Below are 17,835 nucleotides of genomic sequence, written 5' to 3' on the forward strand. Positions count from 1 at the left end.
CGGTTCTCGTTCGCCGATGATTCAGCCGCCGGAGGGATTCTCGAGCGGCTCGCCGTTCTCGTCGGTGGTCTCGTCGTCCAGGAGTTCTTGCGTGCTCTCGGGGGCGCCACCGGATGCCGTGTCGGCTTCCTCATCCGCACCCGGCGTTCCCTGCGTGTTCTTCGGATCGCTCATCATCTCTCCTCTGTCTGGTTCGACGACCATACGCTCCCGCCTTCGCGGACCAGAGGGGGTTGACCGGAGCTAGGGGATGTCCTCGACGATGCCCTCATGCGCGTCCGCCAGGACGTTCAACGAGATCTCGCGGATGTCGACGACATGCTTGGCGAGATAGATGGGTCCGGTCTTCGCGCGAGTGGTGAAGGTGATCGTCACGGGGTTCGCCGGCGCAGAGGCATCCCGCCAGGTGCGTGTCGGCGCCATGTACGGAGCGAGTCGCAGCGAACCCAGGGAGGCGGTCTTGCGGTAGCGCGCGCCGAGGCAGGCGTACATCGTCCGCTCGTCATCCGCCTTCGGCTCGTGCGTCGCATCGATGACCTCGAGGGTGCTCGCGACCACCTTGGTGCCCGCCCGGACGATGCTCTCCCACGTGACGATGTCCATGCCGCGCTCGATCTCCAACAGGCGTGCACTCCAGCCCGTGGCGGGTGAGACGCGCCGCACGACCCGCTCGACCGTGAGGGCGTCCGCGCTCTGCGCCATGTGCTCGAGAGGGAGGACCGTCCCCGTCGGTGTCGGCGCCCGGTGCGCGACCTGCCGCCGTCTGCCCGTGCCGCGCTCGATCACGCCGTCTTCCTCGAGAAGGGCTCGAGGTGCTGTGACGTCGTCTGTCAGGAACGAGCAGGTACGGCAAAGCACCGCGGACGCGCTGCCATAGTGGCGCCAACCGGCACCAATCGACGCCGGTTGGACCGGAGGAAATCTGCAATGATTCGTCGTTCTCGGAAACTCGCCGCCGGCGCCATCACCGGCGCTGTCGCCGCGTCGCTGCTCTTCGCGGCACCGGCCATGGCTGAAGGCAGTCGCTCGAGCTCCATCCCCGCTCCGGGATGGACGGTTGGCACTCGATCCAGCACCTGGGCCGATTCGAACGGGGACTCCGCGGCAACGCGCGTGCGCCTGACATCGATTCAGCTCTACGTGCCGAACACTCCCATCTCCTGGACCAACATCAGTTCCACCCAGTTGCAGTTGCTCAAGGACGTGTGGGGAACGGGATGGGTGTCGCAGGGAAACAGAACAGCGGCACCGGGCGCGAACCAGGACTGGGGCGATGTCGCCGCAGGGACCTACCGATTCCAGTACAACGGCGGCACACCGGCCGGCCAGTCGTTCAAGGGGTCGGGCTCCGGAGTGTGGATCATCGCCGGCGGGGCGAACATCTCCTGGTAGCCACGGCACGGGCGCCTCGCCCGACGGTGGCCGAGACGGCCGCCTCACTGTGAGCCCGTTCGATGGGGGTCACGCGTTGCCGCGCGTGACCCCCATCCGAAAGCGGAAGAACATATGTCTGACGCCAAGAGCAACGCTGCAACGCACCGGAACAACTTCGACGCGATCCGGCTCATCGCCGCCCTGATCGTTCTCGTCTTCCACGCCTGGCCCCTCGGCGATTGGGGCAGCGCGCCACGGGTGATGGGTTGGCCCGTCTACACGGTCGCTGTGTTCGTGTTCTTCGCCGTGAGCGGTCAGCTCATCACGCAGAGCTGGTTCCGAGACCCGAGGGTCATTCCCTATGTCGTCAGGCGTGCCGGGCGCATCTTTCCTGCGCTGGCCGTGGTCGTCGTCGCGACGATCGTCGTCATCGGCCCGTTCTTCTCGAGCCTGACCACCACCCGGTACTTCAGTGACACCTCGACGTGGCAGTACTTGTGGAATCTTCTCCTGATCGCCCAGTACCCCCTGCCCGGTGTCTTCCTCGACAACCCATCGGATGCCGTGAACGGTTCGTTGTGGAGCCTCGGCCCCGAGGTCGCGTGCTACATCGGCGTCATGCTCGTCGGCGCGCTGGCGGTCCGACTTTCGACGTCCTTGCGAACCGCAACCACGGTACTGATCGGGGCGGCGCTGCTGATCGGTTACATCGCCACCGCGGGCGACGGCACCTTGCGCGCACTGAACATCACCTTCACCGCGATGATGATGTTCTTCGTCGGCGGTGTCTACGAGAGGTGGGGCGTGCGCCGGTCGCACGCCCTCGCCGGATGCCTCGTGGCAGCGCTGGCGATCATCACATTCATCGGAGACGAGTGGGTCGGGCAAGCTCTCCTCGTCGTGGCCCTTCCCTATCTGACGAGATACGTCGGCGGGGGTTCGACCCCGCTGCTGCGCGATGCAGCCCGCTTCGGCGACTACTCCTATGGCATCTATCTGTGGGGCTTCCTGATCCTGCAGGCCGTGATAGCCACGGTCCCTGCCGGTCAGCCGTGGCTGGTACTCATCTGCGCGGTCCCGCTCACCCTCCTGGCGGCTGCGACATCATGGTGGGTCGTCGAACGCCCGATGATGGCGCTGGCACGAAACCGGAGCGCGAAGCGCGTCTCCTCCTTCGCGCTGGTGGGGACATGACCTCAGGCATGGTCGCGGCCTGTCAGACGGCGGCCGACGCGGCGGGGTTCCTCGCGACGCTGCCGACATAGACCCCGGTCGCGGCGATGAGGAGGCATACCGAGCTGAGCAGCTGTGCCACCGAGGCCTCATCCATCACCGCCAGCGCCCACACTGACGGCAGGCCGAGAGAGTCGAAGCCGAGCAACATCGCTGTCAGCAGCGCCACGCCGGGCGCCATCAGCCAGGCCGGGCGGAGACCCGGTCGCGCGACGAGGACGGCAAGTGCCGATTGAAAGAGCAAGGGCACGAGTGCTTCACGAGCCCCGCCGAAGGCCAGCGCGGCGCTCACGCTCGAGACCCCGAGGACGCCGAAGAGCACGACCACGTCTCCGCCCCACGCCCAGCGGCGGGAGGTTCCGACGGACAGTTCGCGCGCACGCGTCGTCGTGATACCGACCCACCCCGCGGCTGCGACGGTGGCGAAGAGCACCGCGACCGGGACCGAGGCGAACTGCCCGCCGGCGAGCGTCGGGAACTCGAACCTGACGGACGGCGTGACGAAGGTTCCACCCCAGCCCACCAGGAAAGCCCAGGCCCCCACGCTGGCCATGCGGACGCGGAACCACCACCTCATCGCGTGCTCGGCGACGTGGTCTTCAGCGCTCGGGCGTACGCGCTGGATGCGCGTTCCCGCGGCGTTTCGCCTCGCTGGGCCAATGCGTAGAACTCGTCAACGGTCCCCGCGAACGTCACTGATCCCGCGTCGAGGACGACGACCCCACGGGCGAAGCTCCACAAGTCGTCCACCTCGTGCGTGCTGTACAGGATCGGGATCCGTGTGGAGAGCGTGGCGATGGTGTCGATCACGGACTCCCTCTGAGCCGGGTCCAGTCCGACCGTCGACTCATCGAGCAGGAGCAGCGTGGGTCGAGAGCACAGAGCGCCGGCGATGGCTGCCCTTCGCAGTTCGCCCCCCGAGAGGCCCAGGGAGGGTCGGTCGCTCAAACGCGTCAAGCCCACCAGCTCCAACGCGTGCTCCGATTCGCCCCACGCCTCGCGGTGGCTCATGCCCTTGAGCCACGCGGTGTATGCGACCAGCTCGCGAACAGAGAGCCCCCGCATGCCCGTCGGCGCTTGGGCCACGGCGGAGACGGTGCGGCGGATCTCCTTGCGGCCGGCGGCGGACCCAGTGGAGACGCCCGCGACTTCGATCCGCCCCCGACGAGCCCTCTCGGTCGCCGCCGAGAGGCCGATCAAGGTTGACTTGCCGGCACCGTTCGGGCCGAGCAGTGCAACGGGGAACTGAGTGAAATCGAAGGAGAACCCCTCGAAGACGAGGTGTCTGCGATATCGAAAGGAGACCTCATCGAATCTGAGAACGGCGTTCAACTGTCGCCCTTTCTGCATACGTCGGCTACTTTTTCCTGCCACCTGATGAACGTCGAGAAGCCCTCGCGGGCCGTCGAGAGGCCCAGCGCGTGGAGAAGATCGTCGCCGGCGCCCGAACCTTCGCGTTGAGCGAGAGCGTCGGGGGATGCTCCCAGAGCGATCGCCAACGCGTAGACGGCGCGGTCGCCTTCTGCGACGAGGGTTTCCTGCTCAGCAGCCGGACACGAGGCCTGACTTCGCACACCGTCCGCGAGGGAGATCGGAAGCTCATCACCGGACAGGTCACCCGGGCCGGCCGCGAACATCAGCGCGGAGAGCTCCTCGGCCTGGGCGGACGAACTCGTGATCACGGGCCCGATCTCGATTCCATTCGCCTTCAACGTCCCGACGTACATCGCGAGGCTGTCTATGAGCGGAACCGCATCATGTTCGGCGTCTCCGAACTCCGGCCACACGCATACCTCGACGCCGTCACGGTACTCACAATGCAGATCCCCGGGGGAGCGCGCTTCGTAGCCGGGGGGAGCGATCGAGGCGGTGAGCGGCGAGGAGAGCACCAGGATGGCCGTCGTGGCTCCCGCAGTCCAGACGATCGCCGGCAGACGCAGCCTGGCCGACGCGAGCACGATGGCGACCACGACGACGCCACCGAGCAGCATCGGAAGTACGAGCATCGGCCATGCGATCTCCTGATCGACTGTCTGCAGAACCAACGGCAGCGAGTACCCGAGCGCGAATCGCAGATGCTCAAGAGGCTCTGACACAAGAGGGAGCGAGATGAGGAGATACTGAGCGAGCGCTGCGACCACGACGGCGACGGCGGCCGGCAGAACCCTGCCGATCACGAAACCGATGAACACAGCGACGAGCACCATCGTGAGGAAGACGCCGAGCGGCCCGAACGATCGAAACGTCGGCGCGGAGCTTGGCGAGGCGCGCAAGATTACGATCGCGAGCGAGAGCAGATACCCGACCGAGATGGCGATCAGGGTGGGCATGATGTCCGCCAGCGTCCGTGTGGCGAGGGAACGATTGGTCGCAGCATGATTCGCGCGTATCCAGCGACTCGGTGTGCGGACGGAGATGGCGACCGCGGCTGCACTGAGTGGCATCCCGAGGATCGCTCCCCAGTTGGCGCTGGCAAACACCGCCTCCCACGTCGAGACCGCGTTCGGGTCGAAGTTCTGACTCAGGGTGATCACCATTGCGACAGGAATCGCGATCGACATCCACATTCCGGGATTGGTGGATATGGGTCGAACGAACGTGGGGCGATGCGCCAAAGCGCCTCCTTCTTCCTGGCCGCTGCTGACGTACCGAGTTGCCGGCGGGCCAGCGGGGGGCTTCACTCCACGGTAGCCACGTCGACGCCGTCCGAACCGGCGGCGTCGCGACAGAGAACATGTCTGTAAGGAACCGCGGACATCGGCCAATATCGCCTCCGTGTGTCAGGAATCGGGCGGATACGCAAAGGGGGGCGGGTACGCGTATTCCGGCGGCGCGCCCGTGCTGAGATCGTGGAAACAGATCCTTCCGGACACCGTCTCAGCCCTATGAAGAGGACTTGCCTTGAAGACGAAGCTGGTCGCGGCGATTGCAGCCGCCCTCCTGTCGATCGGCGTTGCGACGCCTGCACACGCCGATCCCACGGTGCATCCCGACGTGGCGTACGCCATCGATGCGGTCCCGGGGGGAACCATCGTCGATGAGTACACCGTCGTCTGGCCGCAACTCGGGATGGAGCTCAGGGTCGCGACCGTGAGCGCCCGCGCCGTCGGCTCGTGCGCCACCGGCCAGTACTGCGCGTACTCCCAGGCAGACAGAGGCGGAACGAAGCTGAGCTGGACGACCTGCACGACGGTCAGCACCGCCGCCCTCGCGTCAGTGAAGTCGATCGCGAACGCCAGATCATCAGGAAAAGTGCAGGCTCGGAACGCTGCCGGCACGGTGCTCGCAACAGCCGCCGCGGGAACATCGACGAACGTATTCGGCCAGGTCAGCACCCTGCGGTGCGCAGCGTGACTCACGTTCTTCCGCGTTACCCTGTCTGAGCACGCGTCATCGTGAGTGAGGATCCCATGCACCGATATGGCATTCTCGCGGCGCTCGATATCGCGTTCGCAGGATTCCCCGCAGCCGGGAAGGCCTCCGCGCCCCCGTCGCGCGATCCACGCCTCGACGCCGTCGCCGCCGCGGGCGCTTCCGCTCCGCCGGTCGGCGACCCTCGCGCCGTCGTCTTCCGTCGGCTCTTCGATGAGTACTGGGCGCGCGTGCGCCGATACCTCGAATGCTACGTGGATGATCCTGACGACGTCGATGAGCTCACAGCCGAGGTCTTCGTCGTCGCCTGGCGAAAGCTGGACCCCGATCGCCCGATGGGTCTGACCTGGTTCCTGCGCACCGCCAACAACAAGTTGAAGGACAGAATGCGACGCTCTCGCTCGCGGACCCGAGCTATGGAGGCACTCGTTCGCGGCCTCGAGGATCCCGTCGAACCGCTCGACCCGTGGGAGAGTCTCGCGCTTCGGAACGCTCTGACGGCTCTCAGCGCGCGCGAACGGCAGGTCGTGGTCCTCACGTACTGGAATGACCTGACGGCAGGCGAAGTCGCAGAAGTCCTCCGAAGCAGCCAGGGGGCGGTATGGACCACGTTGACCCGAGCGCGGACGAAGCTGCGCGCCCACCTCGAAGAGCAGGGGACGAACCATGAATCGTCATGACGATGAGCTCGACCGCCTGTTCCGTGCCGCGCGTCCCGCCGAAGTCAGGAGCGACAGACCGCTCGGTGCTGCCGAGATCGCCCTTCGCGAGAACATCATTCGAGGAAACGTCCGGGCACCGAAGCGCCGCGCTCGACCCCGGATCATCTGGGCCGGCGCGACGGCCGCGGTGACGACGCTCGCCGTCGCCGTACTGGTGACGATCAGTGTCCTCTCGCCGGCACAGCAGGCCGTCGCCCTCACTCCGCCTCCGTTGCAGTACACGACGGCAGGCAGCATGAGCGACGTGGTGACCGACGCCGAACGCGCACTGTCGGCCTCCCCAGGTCCCGCACAGGCGTCGCACGTCGAGTCCGTCGTCTGGGGCTGGAGCGCGGAGATCGAACAGCAGCGGATCGAAGCCGTTCCCCAGGAGATCACCTTCGACTGGGGAGAGGGGGAGACGGCGACGACCACCATCGTCGCCGCCGATTCCTACTGGTCCGACGGGGACCGTCCCTCCGGCGTCGAGCCGAGCCCCTACCGACCGGGCGAGATCATCGACGAGGTGAAGACCGCTCCCGACGACTTCGACGCACCGGCTGCACTCACCTCGCTGACCGGCGATTCACGTGAGGAGCTGTTCGCAGCCCTCGGCGCCTTCGGCGTGTCCGAGAGCTCATCCTCGGGCGAGCTGCTCGCCGCCATCGATGGACTCATGCAGTACTGGACCTTGTCGAACGCACAGCATGCCGAACTCCTGGAAATCCTCATCGACGCGGGCGACGTCGAGGTTCTGGGTGCGACACGCGACCGACTGGGGCGTGATGTGATCGGCCTGCAGGTGTCTTCGACGATCCCCGAACGGACGGACACCGTTTTCGTCTCGCGCGACACCGGACGTCTCGTCGGGGTGGAGAGCGAGCTCATCGAACCCCGTGACGGACTCCCTGCCGGGGTCATCTCCTACGCGATGTGGGACGCAGCGCACTGACGACGACGCGCGTGGCGGCCTGAACCAGTCACCGAGACCCGCGCCAGTGTCATGATCGCGCGCATCCCCCGAGCGACGGATGCAGGAGCCCGGGACGCTTCGCGAAAGCGCACCTCGGACACGTCACGCCCCCGGGTACGGAGAAACCCCCTCACGAGGAGGGGGTTTCCATGGCGGTGACGGTGGGATTTGAACCCACGGTAGGGGGTTACCCTACACAACTTTTCGAGAGTTGCACCTTCGGCCGCTCGGACACGTCACCGCGGAATAGCTTACGCGACGCGCGGCCCGCACGCGAATCGACGGAAGCGGCTCACCAGGCCGCGGCGACTTCGGCATGCGTGCGCAGGATGCCCTCGGTCGAGCCGGCGGGTGCGCGGCCGATGCCGCACTCGGTCGCGACGCCGAAATCGGTCACGAACGGGGCGGCTGCGGCGATGCGACGCGCGGCACCTTCGGCACCGTCCTCCCGGTGCACGAGCCCGAGGTACAGCTCGTCGACGGGGGCGAGGTCGGCGAGCGGGGCGAAGTAGGCCGCGTCGTCGTGAGCGATCGGCACCGGCAGGTGCAGCCAGGTGAGCGGGCGAGCGGATGCCGCCACGACGGCGTTCGCATAGCGGACGAGGTTCCCGGCATCCGTCGGCTCGAAGAAGTGCTTCTCCCCCGCGTCGCCGTAGCAGAGGTGCACGCCCACCTCGACGTCGGTGGGCACGGCGTCGACCAGCGCGGCCAGGCGTGCGACGAGCCCGTCGAACGGGTCGCCGGGCCACCACGCCTCCATCACCGCGCCGTAGCCGGCCGCGCGCTCGATGATGCCCATCTCGCTGGCGACGTCCCACTGCACGGCGAGGTCGTCGTGCGGGATCGCGGCGAGGATCTCGTCGAGTTCGCGGAGGATCGCGGCGGTGTACACGGGTTCGATCGCGGCGCGGTCGTCGCCGTGGAAGAACGACGAGATGACAGCGAGCGGGGTCGGCAGCGACACCTGGAATCGGATGCCGGCGGGCACGGCCCCCTCGGCGCGGAGGCGCGTGAACACCGCGTACGACTCGATCGCGGCGGCGGCGTAGCCGAGCGGCGGCAGCGCGATGCTCGCAGCATCCACTCCCGCGGCGATGCGCAGGCCACGCGCGTCGATGCCGGCAGGGAACGGGATGGGCTCGTCGCCGATCCGCTCGATGCCGTCCGCCCGACCGATCACGTCGGGCTGGAACATGATCCAGTGGAACCGCTTGCCCACCTCACCGTCCGGGATGCGGCGGAGCCGGTCGCCGAGCAGGCCCGCCGCCGTGCGCATCGTGGTCTCGGCGTCGTCATAGTTCACGCTGCCCACGAGGAGGGCACCCTGCGGCTGAGTCATCCCCACAGAATATCGGCGCTCTCCCCTTCTTCCCCTCCCCTCCTCCCCTCCTCCAACGCCGAGCCACCCCCTTGCGTGCGACCCGGCCCCTTGCGCACGACCGAAAAGGGCCGGGTCGCACGCAGAGGGCTGGGTCGACCACGCCCGGCCCCGCCGCATTTGCACGGCGCGATCCCCTGCGAGAGCACCCGAACCCGGTTAGGATTGCCTAAGAACCCGCCGCCTGTGGGGGCAGCGATGACGGGAAGGGTACTCATCATGGGCTTCATCACGTCCGAGGCGCTGGCCGAGACGGGCTATGTCGCCCTCGACGACCACACCTCGCCCGCCGATCCGGCCGAGTGGCTCGGCCTCCAGTACGTCGGCTGGCGGTCCTCGGGCATCACGCGCTTCGCGCCGCTCACCAGCTATGCCGGCGACGTCGACTGCAACGGCTTCTGGAACCACACCCCGCCGCGCACCGACAAAGACGGTGTCTGGGTCGAGTCGCAGGTCGCGATCGCCCCCACCCTCCAGCGCCGAGCGCAGGAGCCGGGCGCCGGCATCGGCCGCTGCCGCGTGATCGAGCTGCAGCCCAACGAGTACGCCGACGCGATCTACAACCTGCACCAGGACGACAACAACCGCCTCAACGAAGAGGGCACCGGTTGGGTGGTCCGCGGATTCTTCAACCTCTCCGACGACACCGAGTCGATGCTGATCCTGCGCTCCGACCGCTTCGACCCGGCCACCGAGATCCGCCTGCCGCTGCGTGCGGGCTCCCGCATCATCGTCGACACCCAGCGCTTCTGGCACGCGGTCTGGCACCGCGGCACCGCCCCCCGCTATGCCCTGATTACCTCGTGGACGAGCGGACCCGAGCTCGACGCGTACATCGCCGCGAACCACGGCGACCCGCACCCTGCGACGGTCGACCTCGACCCGCAGTTCATCGACGACGCACAGGTCGAGCTGCACCGCCGCATCGAGGAGCGCCGCCGCGCCTTCGAAGCGCAGGGCATCGTGATGGAACCGCCCGTCGACATGAGCGTCTGAACGATCATGCCCGCGACGCCCGACGCCACCCTCGCCCCATGACCTCCGCCGCCGTGCTCACGGTGTCCGACCGCGGTGCGGCCGGCACCCGCGCCGACACGGCCGGGCCGCTCGCCGTCACCGCGCTCCGCGACGCCGGGTTCGACTGCGCCGATCCCGTCATCATCCCCGACGGAGCGGATGCCGTCGAGCAGGCGCTGCGAGACCAACTCGCCCACGGCACGCGGCTCATCGTCACCACCGGCGGCACCGGTATCGCCGCGCGCGACGAGACCCCCGAGGGCACCGCGCGCGTGCTCGAGCGACAGCTTCCGGGAATCCCCGAAGAGCTGAGGCGGCAGGGGGCGGCGAAGTTCCCCGCCGCGCTGCTCAGCCGCGGTCTCGCCGGCACCGCTCAGGGCGCGCTGATCGTGAACCTCCCCGGCTCCCCCGGCGGCGTCGCCGACGGCATGCCGGTCATCCTGTCGGTCGCCGCACACGTGATCGCCCAGCTCGACGGAGAGGACCACCGATGACCGTCGCTCTGGCCGCCATCAGCGACACCGCGCTGTCTCTCGACGCGCACCTCGCCGCCGTGGACGACGACCGTGCGGGCGCCGTCACGACGTTCCTCGGCCGCGTGCGCGACCACGACCCGGATGCCGCCGGGGAGGTCGTCGCCCTCGAGTACTCCTCGCACCCGGATGCCGAGCGGATCCTCCGCGACCTCGCCGAACGCGCTGTCGCCACCGGCGTGAGCGGTGAGGCGATCATCGCCGTGAGCCACCGCATCGGCCGCCTTCCCGTCGGCTCGGCCGCCGTGATCGTCGTGGTCGCCGCCGCGCATCGCGACGAGGCGTTCGTGGTGTGCCGCGAGATGATCGAGGCGATCAAGCGCGAACTCCCGGTCTGGAAGCGTCAGGTCGAGGCCGACGGCACCACAGCCTGGAAGGGCATCGGCGGCTGAGCCTCAGCCTCCGGCGAACGGAGGCAGCACGTCGACGGTCCCGACCCCCGCCAGCGCGAAGTCGTCGTCCACCCTGGCACCGTCGACGAGCAGCGCACAGCGGTCGAGAATCGCTCCCAGCGCCGGATGCGCGTCCACGAGCTCGGCCCGGAGCGCACCGAGGGTCGCGGCATCCGAGGGCTCGGTCGCACGGCCGGCCGCATCCTCGGCAGCCGCGAAGTACCGCACCGTCGCCATCAGTTCTGCCCCTCGGCAGCATGACCGTTCGCGAGCTCGACGATCGCGGCCACCGCCGCACGCACGTCTTCGGGTGAGCCGCCTGCCCGACCGGCGACGAGCCCCGCGACGAAGGCACTGAACGGCGCAGCGGGCCGCGCGACCCCGTTCGCGACGTCTCGAGCGAGGTCGAGGATCAACGCGATCGGCACATCCTCCGCGCTCAGGTCGAAGCGTTCGCGCAGCTCGGCGGCCCACGCGTCGAGCGCCTCCGGGGGAAGAGTGCGACTGTTCTCGGTCACGGTGTCTCCTCGAGTTCTTCTCGGGCGCGAGCCAGGTCGGCGGGCGAGTCGATGTCGGCGGTGATCCCCTCGTGGTCGATGACCCACTCGATGGCGAGGCCGCCGAGGAGGGCGCGGACGGAGGAATCCCGCTCGGTCTCGATGCGGTCGAGCGCGCGACGGACGGATGCCGTGCGATACAGACCGGCCAGCCACTGCGGATGCCCGTCCGCGGAGAACACGACGCCCTCGACGGATGCCGGGGCTGCGGCGTCATCGATGCGGTGGGCGAGCAATCCGCGCACGACCGCATCCGGTCGCGCGAGATCGCCGGCGAGGATCAGCAGCCACTCGGCCGACATCTGCGCGAGTCCCGCGGCGATCCCCGCCACCGGACCACCGAGCGGCGGCTCCTCCCTCGTCCAGACCACGTCGACCGCGTCGTCGAGCAGCGGTCCGACCGCCACGATCGGCGTCACCCCCGCATCGCCGAGCACATCCACTGTGCGCCCCAACAGCGATCGCCCATCCAGCGTGAGAAGCGGTTTGGCGATGCCGCCCATCCGACGCCCCTCGCCACCGACGAGCAGCACGGCGCCGACCCCGGCGTGCGACGAGGTCGTCACTCCCCCGGCCTCCGCCAGGAACCGCTACGTCCGCCCTCCTTGGCGACGATGCGGACGTTCTCGATCGTCACCGCGCGGTCCACACCTTTGATCATGTCGACGACGGCGAGCGCGGCGACCGATACGGCCGTGAGCGCCTCCATCTCGACCCCGGTGCGGTCAGCTGTGCGCACGGTCGCGCTGATGCGGATCCCCGCGTCTTCGACATCGAGGTCGACGACCGCGCCGTGCACGCCGATGACGTGCGCGAGCGGCAGAAGCTCCGGTGTGCGCTTGGCCGCCTGGATGCCGGCGATGCGGGCCACGGCGAGCACGTCGCCCTTGGGCACGGCGCCGTCTCGGAGCAGGGCCACCGTCTCCGGCGTGCAACGCACGAAGCCCGCGGCGGTCGCCGCCCGCACCGTCGGCTGCTTCTCGGTCACGTCGACCATGCGCGCGTGGCCGGCCGGATCCAGGTGGGTGAAGGTCATGACAGCTCCATCACGTCGATGAGGTCGCCGATCCAGACCTGTTCGATCTCGGCGGCGACGATGGCGTAGGCGGTGGCGGCCGCGAGGCCGACCGCGAGGTGAGAACCGGATCCGCCGCGGGTCGCGGGGTGCACCCGGCCATCGGCGTCGATCACGGCCGGCAGATACTGACGTCGGCCGGGAGGGGTGCGCCACCCGGTGCCGGCGGCGAGGGCTCGCCGGGGACGATGGATCTCACGACGACCCTGCATGCCCAGCAGCGCAGGGCGCACCAGCACCTCGAACGAGACCGCCACGCTCACCGGATTGCCGGGCAGTCCGAACAGCAGCATCCCGGCGTCGGTCACCCCGAACCCCTGCGGCTTGCCCGGCTGCATCGCGACCTGCACGAACTCCATCGCCTCGCTCAGCCCCTGGCGCACCGGCTCGTACGCGCCGGCGCTGACGCCCCCGGAGAAGATCACGGCATCGAGCCCGAGTGCGGTCGCACGGGCCACAGCCTCGGCGGGACCTGCACCATCGTCGCCGACGACCTCGCGGAACACGACCTCGGCCCCGGCCTCTGCCACGAGCCCGGCGAGCAGCAGGCCGTTCGACTCCGGAATCTGCCCTCGGAGCAACGGCTCCCCCGGAGACACGAGCTCGGCGCCGGTCGAGACGATGGCCACCCGCGGGCGCGGCGCGACGGCGACCCGAGCGATGCCGACGGATGCCAGCGCGGCCCGCTGTCGCGCGCCGAGCAGGGTTCCCGTCTCGAGGACGACAGCGCCGACCGCGGCATCCTCCCCCGCCCGACGCACGTGCGCACCCTCCGCCCGCGGTGCGCGAACGACTCGGATCTCGCCCAGGGAGCCGGCGAGGCCGCCGGCGGTGTCTTCGAAGGGCACGACCGTGTCGGCGGCGGACGGCACCGGCGCACCGGTCATGATGCGGGCGGCGGTTCCGGGGGCGAGCGGCGGATCCTCCCCGCTGCCCGCCGGGACGTCCGCCACGACCTGCAACACGGCCGGATCCTCATCAGATGCGGTGGCGACGTCGGCGAAGCGCACTGCGAAGCCGTCCATCGCGGAGTTCTCGAACACGGGAACGGGGTTTTGCGCGCGAGCCGGCTCCGACAGCGTGAAGCCGATCGCCTCGTCCAGAGTGCGTGTGACCGCCGGGCGGGTCCGCACCGCGCCGAGCACGACGGCGAGCTGTTCCTCGACCGTGCGCATGCCACTCATCGCGCGCCCCAGGCATCCATGCCGCCGGTCAGCACGACGGCATCCGCTCCTGCCTCACGCAGCGCCACCGCAGCCCGCACCGCGCGCAGTCCGCGTTGGCAGACGACCACGACCCGACCCTCGGCGGCGAATGCCCCGGGCTGGCCGAGAACCTCCGCGAGGGGAGCGTGCCGGGAGCCGGGGATCGCCCCGGCGGCGACCTCGTCCGCCTCACGCACGTCGAGCACGAGCGCGCCGGCGGCGATCTCGTCGTCGAGTGCATCCGCGGCGACGAAGGGCACCTCGGCGCGGCCGGAAGGCGTGGTCGCTACTCCGCTCCCCTCCCCCCGTCCCCGCAGCGGGACCTCGCTCATGCGTCCCCGCAGCGCGTCGATCAGCAGCACACGGCCGAACAGCGGTTCACCGATACCGGCGATGAGCTTGATGGCCTCCATCGCGAGCACCGATCCGACCTGGAGGCAGAGCGCCCCGAGCACTCCGACCGTGGCGCAGCTCGGCAGCTCGCCGACGCCCTCGGGCGGGTACAGGTCACTGAGCACCACCGGTGACACTCCCGCGGGCGGAGCCGACCAGAACACCGTGACCTGCGCGGCGAACTCCTGCACGACACCCCACACCAGCGGCACCTCGAGACGCTCGCACGCCGCAGCCACGAGGGTGCGCGTCTCGAACGTGTCGGAGCCGTCGATGACGAGATCGGCGTCGGCGAGCAGCGCCTCGGCGTTGGCCGCGGTGAGTCGTTCGCGCACGGGCACCACGGTCGTCTCGGGAGCGAGATCGGCCGCGACGCGCACCGCGCTGTCGACCTTGGGCGCGTCGACGTCGGCCAGGCGGTGCAGCACCTGCCGCTGCAGGTTCGACAGTTCGACAACGTCGTCGTCGATGACCGTGAGGGTGCCGACACCCGCTGCGGCGAGCGCGAGCACGACAGGTGATCCGAGCCCGCCCGCACCGATGACCGCCACATGGGCCGCGCGCAGCCGTCGCTGGCCGAGCTCCCCCAGGTCGGCGAGTACGAGGTGCCGTGCGGTCCGCTCGGATTCGGCCGCGCTGAGTGCCGCGACGGGCTCGACGAGCGGAGGCAGCGGCATGCGCTCAGGGTACCCCGGGCGGGATGCCGTGGGCTCCGGCGAGCGCCGGAGAAATGCCCCGCCGAGGCGGTGATCGCCTCGCCGATCTCCGTGGATGCGGAATATTCACGACGAACACCGTGGATCTGCGGAACCCTCCCCTCTAGGCTCGGGCTGTGACCAGCTACCGCATCGCCGAAGCCGCTCGACTGCTCGGCGTGAGCGACGACACGGTCCGTCGCTGGATCGACCAGGACGCCTTGCCGGTCACCGCCGACAGTCCCGCCCGCATCCCCGGCGAAGCCCTCGCTCAGCACGCGGTCGCCCTCGCCGCGGCTCCGCCCACTCCCGGCGACGTGCTCTCCAGCGCCCGCAACCGCTTCACGGGACTCGTCACCCGCGTGCAGATCGACGGCGTCATGGCCCAGGTCGACATCCAGGCGGGTCCTCATCGATTCGTGTCGCTGCTCTCCGCCGAGGCCGTGCGCGAGCTCGATCTGCAGCCGGGGTCGCTGGCCGTCGCGGTGATCAAAGCGACCACCGTGATCGTGGAGACACCGCGGTGACCGGCAGGCTCCTCCCCGGATCGGCCGCGTTGGTCGTCGCCCTGCTGCTGGGCGGATGCTCTGCCGCCTCCTCCGCGGATCCCTCGCCTTCTGCCGCCGATGGAGAGCTCACCGGCGAGGCCACCGTCTTCGCCGCAGCCTCGCTCAGCCCGGCCTTCGACGAGATCGCGGCGGCCTTCACCGACGAGCATCCGTCGGTCGACGTCGCGCCGATCGTGTACGACGGGTCGAGCGTGCTCGTGACGCAGCTCGCCGAGGGCGCGCACGCCGACGTGCTCGCCACCGCCGACGAGCGCACGATGCAGACCCTCGTCGACACCGGACTCGCCGACGACCCGGCGCCTTTCGCGACGAACACCCTCGTGGTCGCGATGCCCGCCGGAAACCCCGCCGGGATCACCTCGCTGGCCGACCTCGCGGAGGCGACCACGGTGCTGTGCGCGCCCGAAGTGCCCTGCGGGGCGGCGTCGCAGAGGCTGCTCGACGGCGCCGGCGTCTCGGTCACGGCGGCCAGTCTCGAGCAGAACGTCTCCGCCGTGCTGCAGAAGATCGTCGCCGGTGAAGCGGATGCCGGCCTGGTCTATGCGACGGACGTGGTGGGAGAAGACGTCGAGAGCTTCGCCCCGGACGGCAGCGACGGGGTCGTGAACCGCTATCCGATCGTCGCTCTCGACGGAGCGACGGATGCCGGCCGGGCGTTCGTCGAGTTCGTGCGGGGTCCGATCGGCCGTCAGATCCTCGCCGACCACGGGTTCGGTGCGCCATGACCGCGATCGCGTGGCGAGGCGGAGCATGACAAGAACGAGCATGACGAGGATGCGGCAGGTCGACACGGGAGCGGCACCTCCCTTCCTCCTCGTCGCGCCCGCCGTGCTCGGCATCCTTCTGCTCGCGCTGCCGCTGATCTCCCTGCTCACGCGTGCGTCGTGGTCGACGTTCTGGGCCGACATCACCTCGACGGTCGCGCTGGACGCCCTCCGCCTCTCGCTCACCACAGGCCTCGCGGCGACCGCGCTGTGCATCGTGCTCGGCCTTCCGCTCGCGCTCCTGATCGCCCGCGCGGGGCCGCGGACCTCGGCCCTGTTGCGGGCACTCGTCGCGGTGCCGCTGGTGCTGCCGCCGATGGTCGGCGGCGTCGCGCTGCTGTTCCTCCTCGGCCGCTCCAGTCCGCTCGGGGGTCTGATCGCCGCGTGGTTCGGCACGGGCATCCCGTTCACCCCCGTGGCCGTGGTGCTGGCGCAGGCGTTCGTGGCTCTGCCGTTCCTCGTGCTCGCGGTCGAGGGGACCATCCGCAGCACGGGAAGCCGGTACGAGCGCACGGCCGCCACGCTGGGAGCATCGCCGAGCACGGTGCTGTGGCGGGTGACGCTGCCGCTCGCCGCTCCCGGCATCGTGGTCGGAGTCATCCTGTGCTTCGCCCGCGCCATCGGCGAGTTCGGGGCCACGGCGCTGTTCGCCGGCAACGCCCCCGGAGTGACGCAGACCATGCCGCTCGCGATCTACACGGCCTTCAACGGAGCGGGCGCCGGCCGCGAGACGGCTGTGGCCCTGTCTATCCTGCTGCTGGGGACCGCCGTCGCCGTGCTGCTGCTCGTACGGGCGTGGCGCCCGGGGGCACTCCGATGACCGGCGACCGCGTCGACGGCTCACTCGACGATGCTCGCGACGCCGGCGTCCTCGACGCGCACGTCGTCGTGCAGCACGCCGGGCTCGACGCCGAGCTCCGCGTCGCCGCAGGCGAGCTCGTCGCGATCATGGGCCCGAGCGGTGCCGGCAAGACCTCTCTGCTGGAAGCGATCGCCGGGCTCGTGCGGCTCGATGCCGGACACGTCGACCTCGACGGGGACCGCCTCTCCGGACCTCGGCAGCACACCCCGCCGTCGCGCCGTTCGATCGGTCTGCTCGGGCAGGACGCTCTGCTGTTCCCGCATATGACCGCGGCGCAGAACATCGCCTTCGCTGCCCGGGCCGGCGGCGGCACCCGCGAAGAGTCCACCCGACGCGAGACCGAGTGGCTGGACCGCATCGGCCTCGCCGGGTACGGCTCACGGCGGCCCGACGAGCTCTCCGGCGGACAGCGCCAGCGCATCGCCCTCGCGCGGGCCCTCGCCGCGTCGCCTCGGCTGCTGCTGCTCGACGAGCCGTTCACCTCGCTCGATGTCGAGGCCGCGGCTCAGCTGCGCGAGGTCGTGCGCGAACAGCGCGGAACCACCACGACGATCCTCGTCTCGCACGGCATCCTCGATGCTCAGGCTCTCGCGGAGCGGCTGGTGATCGTGCAGGCCGGGCGCATCGTTCAGGATGCCGCCGTCGCCGAGGTGCTGGCCTCCCCGGCGACCCCCTTCGCCGCCGCCGTCGCCGACTCGGCTCGCTGACGAGGTCATCCCCCGCGGATACCTGCGCGCGGAGG

The 17,835-nt window shown here is 69.7% G+C and carries 24 protein-coding genes and 1 tRNA gene; 12 read left to right on the forward strand and 13 right to left on the reverse strand.

The annotated features are described in order from the left end of the window. Positions 1-21: 21 nt before the first annotated feature. Together AC6CHX_RS15560 and AC6CHX_RS15565 are read right to left on the reverse strand one after the other, a co-directional pair. Positions 22-174: a hypothetical protein gene (locus AC6CHX_RS15560; protein ID WP_498273543.1), complete on the reverse strand. Its 153-nt coding sequence runs from the start codon at positions 172-174 to the stop codon at positions 22-24. Positions 175-243: 69 nt separating this feature from the next. Continuing rightward, a complete protein-coding gene (locus AC6CHX_RS15565) occupies positions 244-786 on the reverse strand; it encodes a hypothetical protein (RefSeq protein WP_498273544.1) in 543 nt (180 codons plus the stop codon). Between the two features lie 141 nt (positions 787-927). On the opposite strand from AC6CHX_RS15565, the gene AC6CHX_RS15570 reads away from it, so the two are divergent. Together AC6CHX_RS15570 and AC6CHX_RS15575 are read left to right on the forward strand one after the other, a co-directional pair. After that, positions 928-1,392 (forward strand): transporter family protein, encoded by a 465-nt coding sequence (locus tag AC6CHX_RS15570; protein WP_498273545.1) that lies wholly within the window; start codon positions 928-930, stop codon positions 1,390-1,392. Between the two features lie 114 nt (positions 1,393-1,506). Beyond that, positions 1,507-2,568: an acyltransferase family protein gene (locus AC6CHX_RS15575; RefSeq protein ID WP_498273546.1), complete on the forward strand. Its 1,062-nt coding sequence runs from the start codon at positions 1,507-1,509 to the stop codon at positions 2,566-2,568. A 22-nt stretch (positions 2,569-2,590) separates the two neighbouring features. Here the strand turns inward: AC6CHX_RS15575 and AC6CHX_RS15580 are convergent, their stop codons facing one another. From AC6CHX_RS15580 to AC6CHX_RS15590, 3 genes are read right to left on the reverse strand one after another with little or no spacing between them, the layout of a single operon-like run. Next, a complete protein-coding gene (locus AC6CHX_RS15580) occupies positions 2,591-3,184 on the reverse strand; it encodes a hypothetical protein (RefSeq protein ID WP_498273547.1) in 594 nt (197 codons plus the stop codon). After that, entirely contained in the window at positions 3,181-3,939 is a 759-nt protein-coding gene (locus tag AC6CHX_RS15585) for an ATP-binding cassette domain-containing protein (protein WP_498273548.1), read from the reverse strand. Before AC6CHX_RS15585 ends, AC6CHX_RS15580 begins: the two co-directional genes overlap by 4 nt. After that, positions 3,936-5,372, reverse strand: a complete 1,437-nt coding sequence (locus AC6CHX_RS15590; RefSeq protein WP_498273549.1) for a hypothetical protein — start codon at positions 5,370-5,372, stop codon at positions 3,936-3,938. Before AC6CHX_RS15590 ends, AC6CHX_RS15585 begins: the two co-directional genes overlap by 4 nt. Before the next feature lie 136 nt (positions 5,373-5,508). Here AC6CHX_RS15590 and AC6CHX_RS15595 point away from each other — a divergent pair, with 136 nt between their 5' ends. Genes AC6CHX_RS15595 through AC6CHX_RS15605 form a run of 3 tightly spaced genes read left to right on the forward strand, consistent with a single transcriptional unit; the run spans position 5,509 to position 7,632 of the window. Further along, complete coding sequence (locus AC6CHX_RS15595) at positions 5,509-5,961, forward strand: hypothetical protein (RefSeq protein WP_498273550.1); 453 nt, start codon at positions 5,509-5,511, stop codon at positions 5,959-5,961. A 56-nt stretch (positions 5,962-6,017) separates the two neighbouring features. Next, positions 6,018-6,659, forward strand: a complete 642-nt coding sequence (locus AC6CHX_RS15600; RefSeq protein WP_498273551.1) for an RNA polymerase sigma factor — start codon at positions 6,018-6,020, stop codon at positions 6,657-6,659. Continuing rightward, a complete protein-coding gene (locus AC6CHX_RS15605; protein WP_498273552.1) occupies positions 6,646-7,632 on the forward strand; it encodes a hypothetical protein in 987 nt (328 codons plus the stop codon). The genes AC6CHX_RS15600 and AC6CHX_RS15605 overlap by 14 nt, the downstream gene beginning before the upstream one ends. 171 nt (positions 7,633-7,803) lie before the next feature. Here AC6CHX_RS15605 and AC6CHX_RS15610 read toward each other — a convergent pair. Together AC6CHX_RS15610 and AC6CHX_RS15615 are read right to left on the reverse strand one after the other, a co-directional pair. After that, positions 7,804-7,894: transfer RNA gene (locus tag AC6CHX_RS15610), tRNA-Ser, on the reverse strand. A gap of 51 nt (positions 7,895-7,945) precedes the next feature. Beyond that, positions 7,946-8,992: a hypothetical protein gene (locus AC6CHX_RS15615; protein ID WP_498273553.1), complete on the reverse strand. Its 1,047-nt coding sequence runs from the start codon at positions 8,990-8,992 to the stop codon at positions 7,946-7,948. 258 nt (positions 8,993-9,250) lie between these two features. On the opposite strand from AC6CHX_RS15615, the gene AC6CHX_RS15620 reads away from it, so the two are divergent. The 3 genes from AC6CHX_RS15620 to AC6CHX_RS15630 are packed head-to-tail and all read left to right on the forward strand — an operon-like array spanning position 9,251 to position 10,973. Beyond that, on the forward strand, positions 9,251-10,027 hold the full coding sequence (locus AC6CHX_RS15620) for a hypothetical protein (protein WP_498273554.1): 777 nt from the start codon (positions 9,251-9,253) through the stop codon (positions 10,025-10,027). Positions 10,028-10,065: 38 nt separating this feature from the next. Continuing rightward, positions 10,066-10,542, forward strand: coding sequence for a MogA/MoaB family molybdenum cofactor biosynthesis protein (locus tag AC6CHX_RS15625; RefSeq protein WP_498273555.1), 477 nt, complete (start codon positions 10,066-10,068; stop codon positions 10,540-10,542). Next, the gene (locus AC6CHX_RS15630; protein ID WP_498273556.1) at positions 10,539-10,973 is read left to right on the forward strand and encodes a molybdenum cofactor biosynthesis protein MoaE; all 435 of its coding nucleotides are present in this window, start codon (positions 10,539-10,541) and stop codon (positions 10,971-10,973) included. The genes AC6CHX_RS15625 and AC6CHX_RS15630 overlap by 4 nt, the downstream gene beginning before the upstream one ends. A gap of 3 nt (positions 10,974-10,976) precedes the next feature. Here AC6CHX_RS15630 and AC6CHX_RS15635 read toward each other — a convergent pair whose 3' ends face one another. From AC6CHX_RS15635 to AC6CHX_RS15660, 6 genes are read right to left on the reverse strand one after another with little or no spacing between them, the layout of a single operon-like run. Then, complete coding sequence (locus AC6CHX_RS15635) at positions 10,977-11,210, reverse strand: MoaD/ThiS family protein (protein ID WP_498273557.1); 234 nt, start codon at positions 11,208-11,210, stop codon at positions 10,977-10,979. After that, entirely contained in the window at positions 11,210-11,491 is a 282-nt protein-coding gene (locus AC6CHX_RS15640; protein WP_498273558.1) for a DUF6457 domain-containing protein, read from the reverse strand. The genes AC6CHX_RS15635 and AC6CHX_RS15640 overlap by 1 nt, the downstream gene beginning before the upstream one ends. Then, complete coding sequence (gene mobA, locus AC6CHX_RS15645; RefSeq protein WP_498273559.1) at positions 11,488-12,096, reverse strand: molybdenum cofactor guanylyltransferase; 609 nt, start codon at positions 12,094-12,096, stop codon at positions 11,488-11,490. The genes AC6CHX_RS15640 and mobA overlap by 4 nt, the downstream gene beginning before the upstream one ends. Further along, the gene (moaC, locus tag AC6CHX_RS15650) at positions 12,093-12,566 is read right to left on the reverse strand and encodes a cyclic pyranopterin monophosphate synthase MoaC (protein WP_498273560.1); all 474 of its coding nucleotides are present in this window, start codon (positions 12,564-12,566) and stop codon (positions 12,093-12,095) included. Before moaC ends, mobA begins: the two co-directional genes overlap by 4 nt. Further along, positions 12,563-13,789 (reverse strand): molybdopterin molybdotransferase MoeA, encoded by a 1,227-nt coding sequence (locus AC6CHX_RS15655; protein ID WP_498273561.1) that lies wholly within the window; start codon positions 13,787-13,789, stop codon positions 12,563-12,565. Before AC6CHX_RS15655 ends, moaC begins: the two co-directional genes overlap by 4 nt. Further along, positions 13,786-14,880: a ThiF family adenylyltransferase gene (locus AC6CHX_RS15660; protein ID WP_498273562.1), complete on the reverse strand. Its 1,095-nt coding sequence runs from the start codon at positions 14,878-14,880 to the stop codon at positions 13,786-13,788. The genes AC6CHX_RS15655 and AC6CHX_RS15660 overlap by 4 nt, the downstream gene beginning before the upstream one ends. A 155-nt stretch (positions 14,881-15,035) precedes the next feature. Between AC6CHX_RS15660 and AC6CHX_RS15665 the strand changes: the two genes are divergently transcribed. The 4 genes from AC6CHX_RS15665 to AC6CHX_RS15680 are packed head-to-tail and all read left to right on the forward strand — an operon-like array spanning position 15,036 to position 17,800. Then, complete coding sequence (locus AC6CHX_RS15665) at positions 15,036-15,425, forward strand: TOBE domain-containing protein (RefSeq protein ID WP_498273563.1); 390 nt, start codon at positions 15,036-15,038, stop codon at positions 15,423-15,425. Continuing rightward, positions 15,422-16,192: a molybdate ABC transporter substrate-binding protein gene (modA, locus tag AC6CHX_RS15670; RefSeq protein WP_498273564.1), complete on the forward strand. Its 771-nt coding sequence runs from the start codon at positions 15,422-15,424 to the stop codon at positions 16,190-16,192. The genes AC6CHX_RS15665 and modA overlap by 4 nt, the downstream gene beginning before the upstream one ends. 25 nt (positions 16,193-16,217) lie before the next feature. Further along, positions 16,218-17,051, forward strand: a complete 834-nt coding sequence (locus tag AC6CHX_RS15675; protein WP_498273565.1) for an ABC transporter permease — start codon at positions 16,218-16,220, stop codon at positions 17,049-17,051. After that, entirely contained in the window at positions 17,048-17,800 is a 753-nt protein-coding gene (locus AC6CHX_RS15680; RefSeq protein WP_498273566.1) for a sulfate/molybdate ABC transporter ATP-binding protein, read from the forward strand. The genes AC6CHX_RS15675 and AC6CHX_RS15680 overlap by 4 nt, the downstream gene beginning before the upstream one ends. Positions 17,801-17,835 lie beyond the last annotated feature (35 nt).

The sequence above is a fragment of the Microbacterium sp. GQ128 genome (assembly GCF_059758615.1).